The organism is Sulfurimonas sp. (assembly GCF_026988655.1).
Taxonomy (GTDB): domain Bacteria; phylum Campylobacterota; class Campylobacteria; order Campylobacterales; family Sulfurimonadaceae; genus Sulfurimonas.
This window is the reverse complement of the sequence record NZ_JALSKT010000060.1, coordinates 1-11,073: the sequence shown is the minus strand read 5'-3', so window position 1 is coordinate 11,073 and position 11,073 is coordinate 1. Positions and strand designations below refer to the sequence as shown.

At 35.0% G+C, this 11,073-nt stretch carries 8 protein-coding genes; 6 read left to right on the top strand and 2 right to left on the bottom strand.

The features are described from left to right. Both MV052_RS06420 and MV052_RS06415 read left to right on the top strand, forming a co-directional pair. Window positions 1–1,167: MFS transporter (locus MV052_RS06420; protein WP_297442110.1), on the top strand; the 1,167-nt coding region annotated here is incomplete at its 5' end. Between the two features lie 19 nt (window positions 1,168–1,186). Beyond that, window positions 1,187–3,103, top strand: coding sequence for a ferredoxin--nitrite reductase (locus tag MV052_RS06415; RefSeq protein ID WP_297442108.1), 1,917 nt, complete (start codon window positions 1,187–1,189; stop codon window positions 3,101–3,103). Window position 3,104: 1 nt separating this feature from the next. Here MV052_RS06415 and hrpB read toward each other — a convergent pair whose 3' ends face one another. Continuing rightward, window positions 3,105–5,615, bottom strand: coding sequence for an ATP-dependent helicase HrpB (hrpB, locus tag MV052_RS06410; protein ID WP_297442106.1), 2,511 nt, complete (start codon window positions 5,613–5,615; stop codon window positions 3,105–3,107). A 1-nt stretch (window position 5,616) separates the two neighbouring features. Beyond that, the gene (locus MV052_RS06405) at window positions 5,617–6,534 is read right to left on the bottom strand and encodes a glutaminase (RefSeq protein ID WP_297442104.1); all 918 of its coding nucleotides are present in this window, start codon (window positions 6,532–6,534) and stop codon (window positions 5,617–5,619) included. Between the two features lie 332 nt (window positions 6,535–6,866). Between MV052_RS06405 and MV052_RS06400 the strand changes: the two genes are divergently transcribed. From MV052_RS06400 to MV052_RS06385, 4 genes are all read left to right on the top strand, one after another. After that, window positions 6,867–8,252, top strand: a complete 1,386-nt coding sequence (locus MV052_RS06400) for a CmpA/NrtA family ABC transporter substrate-binding protein (RefSeq protein WP_297442101.1) — start codon at window positions 6,867–6,869, stop codon at window positions 8,250–8,252. A gap of 136 nt (window positions 8,253–8,388) precedes the next feature. Further along, the gene (gene ntrB, locus MV052_RS06395; RefSeq protein ID WP_297442099.1) at window positions 8,389–9,204 is read left to right on the top strand and encodes a nitrate ABC transporter permease; all 816 of its coding nucleotides are present in this window, start codon (window positions 8,389–8,391) and stop codon (window positions 9,202–9,204) included. Further along, entirely contained in the window at window positions 9,204–9,998 is a 795-nt protein-coding gene (locus tag MV052_RS06390; RefSeq protein ID WP_297442097.1) for an ABC transporter ATP-binding protein, read from the top strand. The genes ntrB and MV052_RS06390 overlap by 1 nt, the downstream gene beginning before the upstream one ends. A gap of 23 nt (window positions 9,999–10,021) precedes the next feature. Then, window positions 10,022–10,882 carry a PDC sensor domain-containing protein gene (locus MV052_RS06385; protein ID WP_297442095.1) on the top strand — a complete coding sequence of 287 codons (861 nt, stop codon included), beginning with the start codon at window positions 10,022–10,024 and terminating at the stop codon, window positions 10,880–10,882. The last annotated feature ends 191 nt before the right edge of the window (window positions 10,883–11,073 follow it).

The following is an 11,073-nucleotide window of genomic DNA, read 5'->3' as shown; positions in this document are numbered from 1 at the left end:
ATAAGTGAATCACTACACGCTGTCAGTGGTTTTGTTATGAACCCTTCTCAAAAAGCAACCCTACTTTCTATTCCTATTTTAGCAGGAGCACTTCTACGTATTTTACTCGGGTTTGGTGTTGATAAGTTTGGTGCTAAAAAAACAGCATTAATGGCACAAGGCGTTGTTATTTCAGTTCTATTTTATGCTTATTTTAGAGGTGAACATATTTCATACAATGAACTTCTTGTTGTTGCTGTTGGTTTAGGTTTTGCGGGAGCATCATTTGCAGTAGCACTACCACAAGCAGGTCAATGGTATCCACCAAAACTCCAAGGTGTTGTTCTTGGTATTGCCGGTGCTGGAAATATTGGTGTTGTTATAGACTTTCTTTTTGCTCCAAAAATTGCAGAGATTTGGGGATGGCAAGCAGTTTTCCTAGTTGGTGGAGCATTATCAACTTTAATTTTTATCACGTACATTTTCTTAGCTAAAGATGCACCAAAAGAGGTTTACACCCCACGTCCTAAAAAACTTAAAGATTATGGTAAACTTCTAAAAGATAAAGACACATGGTGGTTTAACCTTTTCTACGCTGTAAGTTTTGGTGGATTTGTTGGATTTGCAGGGTACATGAAAGTTTATCTTATGAACACGTACCAAGCTGATATGAGTAGTTTTGGTATGGATGTCTTCAATGAACCAAATGTAAAAGTAATCGCAGGTTACTTTGGAGCACTTACTATCTTTGCTGGTGCAGTATTAAGACCAGTAGGTGGAGCAGTAGCAGATAAGCTTGGTGGAGTAAAATCACTCTACTTTTTCTTTGGAACTGTTGCTTTACTTGCAATCCTTAATGCAACAATTGTTCTACCGTTTTGGGTAGCAATCGTTGTACTTTTTCTTATCATGGCTAACCTTGGTATGGCAAATGGAGCAGTGTTTCAACTTGTACCACAAAGATTTGGTAAAGATATAGGAATTATGACAGGTATCATTGGAGCTGCTGGTGGACTTGGTGGTACAGCACTTATTAAAACGCTTGGTTGGAGTAAAGGTGCATTTGATGGTTACTCTGCAGGATTCATGATCTTTGCAGGTGTTGTTCTTGTAGCTATCATGGGTATTTCACTAGTAAAAACTAGATGGAGAACTACTTGGGGTGTTGCTGCCGGTGGAAGAATATAATTAAATAATGGAGAATATTTTGCAAATAGAAATATTAGAAAAAGCATACGAAGCTAGAAGTAAAAAAGTAAATAAAATTGAAAAAGTAAAAGAGCTTAAAGATCCTATGCAAGCTTTTGAACAAATAGCTGAATATGCCAAAGCAGGATATGATTCAATTCCAGATGAAGATAAAAAATATTTTCTTAAATGTTTTGGCATCTTTGATAAAGATGGATTAACGCCTAAACAGTTTATGATGCGTGTTCGAGTAAAAGGTGGCCATCTCAATGCGATGCAGGCAAGAAAAATCGGAAAAATCGCAAAAGAGTTTGGTCAAGACTATATTGACATTACAACAAGAGCACAAATTGAATTACGATTTATAAATATTGAAGATATGCCTGCAATTTTACATGGACTTGAAGAAGTTGGACTTACTTCTTACCAAACAGGCGTAGATAACTTTAGAAATATCGTAACCGATCCACTCGACAAAGATGGCTTTGATAATGTACTTCCTTCTATTTCTCTGCTAAAAAAAATTGAAGAGAGCTTTTTAAAAAATCCAGAGTGGATTTCTACACTTCCAAGAAAGTTCAATACTGGAATTTCAGGTTCACTTGCAAATAGATGTAATATTTTTGGACATGATTGTTCTTTAGTTCTTGCACAAAAAGATGGAATCTATGGCTACAATATGTTCCTTGGTGGTAGAGTCGGAATGATTGCCAAGAATGCTGACATCTTTTTAGCAAATGAAGAAGAGGTTTTAAAGGCCTATGGTGCACTTGTCGAAATATTTAAGAAGTATGGTTTTAGAGACAATAGAAATAAAAATAGACTTCACTTCCTTATCGACGCTGTCGGAATGCCTGAGATTGCTGCAGCGATTCGTGAGGTTGCAAGCATTGATTTTGCAAGTGCTGGCGAGACTATGACACAAATAAATCCAGTAGACTCAGAACATGGAAAAGTCCAACTTCGTGATGGCTCTTTTGGAGTACAAGTCATTGTCCCCTCAGGAATTTTCGCAGGAAGTGAGCTTATCAAAGTAGCCCAATTAAGTGAAGAGCATGGTAATGGAGAAATCAGATTTAGTGTTGAGCAAAATATTTATATTTTAGGTGTAAAAGATACAAATACATTTTTACAAAATGAATTTTTCAACAAATATAAAAATGTAAATACTCCTTACTTTAACAACATTGTTGCTTGTGCCGGAACAAAACACTGCTCTTTTGGTGTTATTGAGAACAAAGAAGATGCCATCGCAATGTCTACATATTTAGGCACGGCGGTTCCACTAGAATCTGGTCGAGTAAGAATGTACTGGTCAGCCTGTGTGAAAGGCTGTGGAACACATGAGATAGGTGACATAGGATTTGAGGGTTGTAAAGCTAAAGTAAATGGCACAACTGAAGATGGTGTTCATATTACCATCGGAGGCAAGATTGTCAGTGAAGGTAAAAATGGTTACACCGTTATCAAATCTGCCCCACTGCGATTTGCACGCTACTTTGTCGAAACGCTCATGCTTGAGTATAAAAAGCTGCGTTTAAAAAATGAATCTTTTGAAAATTTTCACGATAGGGTATTAAGAGAATATTCTCATGCTTACATTGGTTTTTATATGCAATTACAAGCTTATCTCAGAGCAAAAAATATAAGCATAGACTTTGATATTAACAAAGTTGTTAAAACTGGTAAAAATGAGGAGTTTGAACTCTTTGAACTTGGACGAAAAATTTATTTTGCCCTTGCAAAACAAGAGCCTTACTCTGCTTATAGCAGATTTACAAATGAAAATCCAAGAGAAAAACTACAAAGTATTCAAAAACTAGTACCAGACATCGATGAAAATATCAGCATACTCCTTGAAAAAATGTTAGCAAGTGACATCTCAAAACGTGCAGTCGTTTTCTCAGAACTTACTCCACTGTTAAGTCTCGCTTAGATTACATATTTTTCTTCGTTTTACTTGTTGCTACTGCCTCAAAGGGATTTTCTGGCCAGTAGTGACGTTTATACTTTCCTCTAAGCTCACTTCTTACCTCAGCATAAGAATTTTCCCAAAAACTCCTCAAATCATAGGTAATTTGTATAGGTCGCATCGCAGGTGAAAGTAATTGAATCTGTAGTGGAACCACTGTGTTTAGAATCTTCGGTGTTTCATTCAGACCAAAAACTTCTTGAATTTTAACAGATAAAGAAGGTTTGTTTGGCTCTGTATAATCTATGAAAATATTTGAACCACTAGGGACTTTAATACTCATTGGAGCAAGCTTGTCTAACTCTTGTTGTTCTTGCCACGAAAGAGAATAAAGCAGAATTTTATACATATCAAGACTTTGCAATGCCTTTATACTTTTAATACCCTCAATGTAAGGAGCCAGCCAAAGATCTAAATTCTCAAGCAACGCAGTATCACTTAAATTTGCTATTTTGCCTTGCATATGAAGATTGATAAACGCAACTCTTTGACGAAGGCTTATAGCCTTTTTACTCCAATGAAGCATATCTAAGCCTTCACTTTTTAGTAACTCTAAAAAAAGTTTTTTATAATCATGCACAGCAGAACTTGGCATTGGCTTGGAGTCAAGAAGAAGTTTTAAAAAGTATCTGTTTTGACGTATTTCTATTTTTTGTGTCTCCTTATTAAAAAGTATAGTCTCCTTTGTTTCAATCAAATGAGAAAAATACTTTTCTAAGTATTGTTCATCTATGCGAACTGCCCCGTTGATGATACTTTCATGGGATTTTGCAAATAACTTGGCTACCACAAGATAGGGTTCATTAAAAAGGGACTCTTCAAAATGTAGTATCGCCCCTTTTTCATTTGAAAGTATATAACGGTTATCATCTTTGCTTCTTTGTTTTGCTAATCTATCCGGATATGCCAACAAAAGTAAAACTCCTAACATTTCTTGTGAAAATGGCTTTGTTCTTTGCTTAACTTTTTTTATCTTTTGAAGCTTTTTATAGAAAAATTCTGCCTGTTTGAGTACCTCTTTGGCTCTAAAGCGATTCAGATGTGCATTATCAAACTCTTTTTCATATAGCAAGATGAAACGAGTAGCAAGATCACTCTCTCTAAACGCAGCTTTAAGTATCTCTTTCTCGCTTAAAATCGCACAAAGAAGCGATGCTTCATAAGCATAAGCAAAATCATTTGCTTTGAGTATCATATAAGCAAACCTCGGATGCACACCAAGTGAAAGTGCATCTTTACCAAACGCAGTAATCTTAAAATTTTCATCTAACATTTGCAACTCTTGTAGTACTTCTTTTGCAGCGTCAATACTCTTTTGACTAGGAATATCCATCCATTGCAATTCTTTAAAATCCTCCACACCCCATAAAGCCAAATCTAAAAGTGTTGCACTCAAATCTGAGCGAAGAATTTCTGGTTTTGTACTCTCTTGTAAGATCTTACTCTCATGCCAAAGTCTGTAGCATTTCCCGTTCGCTGTTCTTCCTGCTCGCCCTGCTCTTTGTGTAGCGGAGTCTTTAGAGATAAAAGCTAAATCAAGATGATTCATAGCTGAAGCTGTATTATACGATGCAAGTTTTTCAACTCCACTATCTATTACAACCCGAACTCCTGCAATAGTCAAAGAAGTTTGTGCTATATTTGTTGCAAGAATAATTTTTCTTTTCTCTAAAGGCTCTAATGCCAAATCCTGCTCCTTTTTTTCCAAAGCAGAATAAAGGGGCAACACAACACTCTCATCTAAGTCTATCACTGCGTTTAAAGCAGTCTGCAATTTTTGAATCTCACGCACACCAGCTAAAAAGACTAAAATGTCACCTCTATCATTGTTATAGGCATGCTTTACTGCGTTTAGCGTAGCCGTATGAAGTGTTTTAGCATCTGGCTGTTTTGTTTTTATGTCAAGATAATGCATCGCAACATCATAACTTTTACCCTCAGAAGTAATCACAGGAACATCACCAAGAAGTTCACATAGTTTTACTGCGTTTAGCGTCGCTGACATGATAAGCACTTTTAAATCTTCTCGGATGATGTCTTGTACTTGCAAAGCAAGAGCTAATGAGAGGTCACTATAAATATTTCGTTCATGAAATTCATCAAAAATGACGAGGGCAACACCGGAAAGTGTCTCATCAGACTGAATCATCCGCACTAAAATTGCCTCTGTTACAACAAGTATCTGCGTTTTATGGCTTTTAACACTCTGCATCTTGACTTGATACCCCACACGCTCACCAAGTTTTTCACCTAAAAGTTTTGCCATTTGCCTAGCAACCATACGAGCCGCAACCCGCCTAGGTTCGAGCATGATTATCATTTTTTTCTCAAGCCAAGCTTCATCTAACAAAGAGATGGGAACCATAGTACTTTTTCCTGCACCAGGAGGTGCTTGCAAGATAGCTTTATTATTTTGCGTCAATGCATCTTTGAGTTGATCTAAAACTTGAAATATAGGTAATTGTATCTTTTGCATATTAGAAAATAGAAAGACCTGTACGTGTTGTAAAAAGCTCAAGGGCTTTGGTGCCAACAAGAGAGTTTCCCTGAGCGTTAAGTCCCGGAGACCAGACACAGATGCCCATTTGTTTAGGAACAACAGCAACGATGCCACCACCTACCCCACTTTTTCCAGGCAATCCAACTCTATAAGCAAAATCTCCCGAAGCATCATAATGCCCACAAGTTAGCATTACTGCGTTTATCCGCTTTGCCTGTTCTTTTGAGATGTATTCTTGATTACTCAGAGGATCACGTCCATAATTTGCAAGATAAAGCATAGAGCGTGAGAGCATTTGTGTATTCATCTCAATGGCACAATGTTTAAAATAGGTTTTCACCACTTCATCTGTATCATTATGAAGATTATCAAAACTCTTCATCAAATTTGCCAAAGCTAGATTTCTATACCCATGTTGCATTTCCGATGTTGCGACTCTATTGTCTGAAGTTATTGTTTTGTCATTCGCTATGGATTGGATAAAGGTCAGAAGATTCTCATACGCTCGCTCTCCAGCTGACGAGATTAAGGCATCAGTAACATTAATAGCTCCTGCGTTTATAAAAGGATTTCTTGGTTTTCCATGTTCATATTCTAGCTGTACAAGAGAATTAAAAGGATTACCTGAAGGCTCTCTTCCTATGCGCTTATAAAGTTCTACCCCATAATATTTTAAAGCCTGCGTAAATGTAAAAACTTTTGAAATACTCTGAATTGAGAAAAGTTTTTCACTGCATCCTGTACTTATTTGAGTCCCATCAAAAAGTGTTAGTGTCATGGCAAACTGTTCTTTCTTTACCTCAGCTAAAGCAGGGATATAATCAGCCACCTTTCCCTCACTCAACAATGGTCGTATATCTTGTGCTATTTCGTCAAGTATTTCTTGGTAATTCATCTTTACAACCTTATATGTAACTATATCATATTTGATTCTTTATCTAGCATATCAAAACAAGCAAGATACTTTTTGCCTTGCAATACAATCAAGGAAGAGTCTGTTTGCACTCCAAAAATACTCAGAATCATAAATGTAGAATGAAAGAAAACACCCCTACATAAATCTCATATGTTATGAAAAATTTATTTTTCAATGGAGATGATATTTTATCATTTTATATATCATTAAAACAGTTGCCTATTTTTTATACAATCAAATGTATATCATAAAAGCATTTAACTGATATAATTCTTTCGTAACATTAATAAGTAAAATTTTAAGGATTGAAAATGCTAAAGAAAATTGTAGGTTTAGGAATAGGTATATCAATAGTTGCTTCTTCATTAATGGCTGATTTAGAAAAGAAAAATGTAAATATTGGTTTTATTGCATTAACAGACTGTGCTCCAATTGTTATTGCAAAAGAGAAAGGTTTTTTCAAAAAAAATGGCTTAAATGTAAGAGTTATTAAAGAGGGTGCTGGTTGGCCGGGTATTCAACAAAAAGTTATCAATGGGCAGTATGATTTTTCACATGCACTAGCAGGGATGCCAATCGCCGCAACACTAGGCGTTATGGGTAATGCTCATCTTGAGGCACTATTGAGTTTAGATTACAATGGAAATGCAATCACCTTTGGTAATAAACTAGTCAAGAATATGACAAAATACGGACTTAACCCAAAAAAGAGACCTGTAACAAGCGAATCACTAAAAAAATATATAGACTCACGTAAAAATAAAGAAGGTTCAAAATATCAACCGCTTAGTTTTGGTATGGTTGGTCCATTTTCAACACATAACTATGAGATACGATACTGGATGGCAGCAAGCGGGATCGATCCTGATCGTGATACAACAATCAAACCTTTTCCACCACCAACAATGCCACAAAACCTTATCGCAGGGAATATTGCAGGATATTGTGTTGGAGAACCTTGGAATGAAAGAATTGTTATGGCAAAAAAAGGAAGTGCTTTAGTTACAAATTACGATATTTGGAATAACAATCCAGAAAAAGTGCTTCAAGCAAGAGCTGATTTTGTAAAAAAATATCCCGAAACAACTAAAGCCGTGATGAAATCAATCATTCAAGCACAAATGTGGCTAGATACAAGTTGGGAACATAGAAAAGAAGCTGCTAAAATATTAAGCAAAAAGCAGTATGTATATGCACCAGTAAAAGTCTTGGAGAAATCTATGACAGGAACTTTTCAGTATGTAAAAGGTGACAAATCTGTACCAAACCCTATGTTTAATGTTTTTGCAAATGATTATGCCGCTTATCCATTTTATTCTCATGGAATGTGGTTTATTACACAAATGTATAGATGGGGACAGCTCAACAAAGCAGTTGATATGAAAAAGACAATAGAGTCTGTTTATAGACCAGACCTTTTTGCTGAAGTTGCAAAAGAAATTGGATATAAAATTCCTCAATCTCCATGGAAAAAAGATGGTGTACAAAAATATAATAAATTTATGGATGGAAAAGTCTATGACCCTAATTACGCAGTAGAGTATATTTATAATTTTAAAGTGACTCACCCAAAAGTAACACAAAAAGAGCTCAAAGCTCTCAACACATGGGAGGGTACACTCAAAACTGTACAACCAGAATATGAATGTAACTATGGACCAGCTGGTTGTGCTGATCCAAAATTTGTTACAAAATAATCTAAAAATATATAAGATAGATAATAAAAGATCTGTCTTATATTTAGAAGTGTCTAGTAAAAAAAATCATTTTTTTAAAATTCTCCTTAGGTAAAGACTAGGCACTTCTAAATATAAAAATAAATAAAGGAATAGAATGAAAAGTGAAATTTTAAAAAAACTACTGCTCCCAATAGTCGTATTATTCGTTATTATACAATTATGGAACGGCTTGGCACATATTGTTGAAAATCTTCCAACACCTGCAGATACGTATGTGGCTGCGTTTGGTGGTGTGAACAGTGATGGGGATGAACTTGAAGGTGTACTAACAGACCCTTTTTACGTAAATAATGAAGATGATAAAGGTTTATTTTGGCAAGTAGCGGAATCCCTTAAACGTGTATTTGGTGGTTTTGCCTTAGCAATTTTAATCGGAGTTCCTTTTGGTTTGCTCATTGGTATGAGTAAAAATGCACAATATGCTTTTGACCCTATTATACAAATATTAAAACCAGTCTCACCACTTGCTTGGTTACCTCTGTTTTTATTAATATTTCAAGATATTAATTTTACAGCTATTGCTACTATATTTGTAACTTCGATATGGCCTATAATTATTAATACCGCACTAGGTGTTAAAAACGTTAGTGAAGATTATATGAACGTGGCAAAAGTGTTACGCTTTACGCCAATGGAACAAGTTTTTAAAATCATATTGCCAGTTGCAGTTCCTTATATGTTTACAGGAATGCGTCTCTCTTTAGGTATTGCATGGATTGTTATTGTAGCAGCAGAGATGTTAACGGGAGGTATCGGTATTGGATTTTGGATTTGGGATGAGTATAACAACTTAAATTATCCAAATATTATCATTGGTATCATCATCGTTGGTGTCGTTGGATGGATTCTTGACATGATGATGAATCAAATTTCAAACTATTTTGACTATACAAACAAAGGAAGAGCATAATGAATGATAAATTTTTACATCTAGAAAACATTGAAAAAGTTTTCCCAATACCTGGAAAAGATCCCTATGTAGCCGTTACAGATGTCAATCTTAACATCAAAGAAAATGAAATTGTATCTATTATAGGACATAGTGGGTGTGGAAAAAGTACTTTACTTAACATGATTTCCGGACTTGATGCACAAACAAATGGAAATATTTTTCTAGAAGATAAAGAGGTCAAAGGTCCTGGTCCTGAAAGAGCCGTAGTCTTTCAAAACCACTCATTATTGCCATGGCTTAGTGTATATCAAAATATAGAAATGGCTGTAAAGAAAGTTATGCCAGAACTTTCTTCACAAGAGCTACGAGAACGTGTTGAAAAGTTTATCTCCATGGTAAACCTTGATCAGGCAAAAGACAAACTACCAGATGAAATAAGTGGTGGAATGAAACAGCGTGTCGGAATTGCCCGGGCACTTTCGATTAAACCAAAAATTTTGCTTATGGATGAACCATTTGGTGCACTTGACAGTCTCACACGAGCCAACTTACAAGAGCATTTAATGCGTATTCAAGAAAAAGTTAAAAATACTGTAATTATCATTACGCATGATATTGATGAAGCCGTATTACTAAGTGACAGAGTTATTATGATGACAAATGGACCATCTGCAACTATTGGCGAAATTTTAGAAGTAAATCTTCCAAGACCTCGAGATAGAGTTGCTCTGCAACATAACCCTGAATACATACGATGCCGTGAAGCAGTCCTCAGTTTCTTATATGAAAAATTCGCAAAAGAGGATGAATAGTTCTTCGTTAGCAAGGAAAAAATATGCAAGAATTTATGGATACTTATAACAACAACGCCAATGTTATAGAAAATTTTCTGAATGAAACAATTAAAAATGTAGGTAGTTTGAGTGATAAAGAGAGTAACCTTTTTGAAGAATTATTTGATGTATTTCCATCTTTAGATTTAATATATGTTTGTGATGAAAAAAGCTATTTGCAAACATCCTCAAATATATATAGAGATAAAGCGATACAAACAGAGATTGGAATGAGTAGGGAGTATCTAATTTCAAAATTAAATATCAGTAGCAAAGAAGTATCGGTATCTAAACCATATGTGAGTTCAGCAACTCGTGTAACCTGTATTACTGTTGCAAAAAAAGAAAACGGAAAAATATATTTTTTAGATTTTGATCTTGCAAAACTATTACAAAGACTAGGATTAATTGAAATACAAAAGCAATTTAATTTCATTAATAAGTCTTTTTATACATTAACAGCTGGTATCTTGATGATACTTGCTCTTTTTACAGTAGGTTATGCACTCTTTGATATATTTAATTCTATTTTTACACAACTAGCACTTTCGATAGAATCCATTTTTAAACCTGTCATCGCTATAACGCTAGGATTAGCAATCTTTGATTTAGCAAAAACAATTATGGAACAAGAAGTTGTTTTTAAAAGTTACGCAAAAAATAGCAACACAGAGTATAAAGTTTTAGTGAAATTTTCTATCACTATTATCATTGCTCTACTTATTGAATCCTTAATGGTAGTATTTAAAATTGCGATAGCTGATTATCATCAGATGTTGTATGCACTTTATCTTATCAGTGGTGTTGGCATACTTATAGTTACGCTCGGTCTCTTTATCTATTTTACAAGAAAAACAAATTAAAACATAATAGTCATCTCTGCAAAGATTAATTCGTTACTTTTTGTAGAGATGACTATCTCGAAATCAAAGGAAAAAAAATGAAAAAAATGTTACTCTCAATGGCAACATTGCCATTAATAATCGGTGGATTAAGTGTAAGTGCTAGTGCGGCAGATGGTGTTAATATCTTTAACGATGCTAAATTTTCAGGA

What these genes read in the sequence shown, in the direction of transcription:
- hrpB (WP_297442106.1), bottom strand. Translation starts at nt 5,615, where the DNA reads ATGCAAAAGATACAATTACCTATATTTCAAGTTTTAGATCAACTCAAA.
- MV052_RS06390 (WP_297442097.1), top strand. Translation starts at nt 9,204, where the DNA reads ATGAATGATAAATTTTTACATCTAGAAAACATTGAAAAAGTTTTCCCA.
- ntrB (WP_297442099.1), top strand. Translation starts at nt 8,389, where the DNA reads ATGAAAAGTGAAATTTTAAAAAAACTACTGCTCCCAATAGTCGTATTA.
- MV052_RS06385 (WP_297442095.1), top strand. Translation starts at nt 10,022, where the DNA reads ATGCAAGAATTTATGGATACTTATAACAACAACGCCAATGTTATAGAA.
- MV052_RS06400 (WP_297442101.1), top strand. Translation starts at nt 6,867, where the DNA reads ATGCTAAAGAAAATTGTAGGTTTAGGAATAGGTATATCAATAGTTGCT.
- MV052_RS06405 (WP_297442104.1), bottom strand. Translation starts at nt 6,534, where the DNA reads ATGAATTACCAAGAAATACTTGACGAAATAGCACAAGATATACGACCA.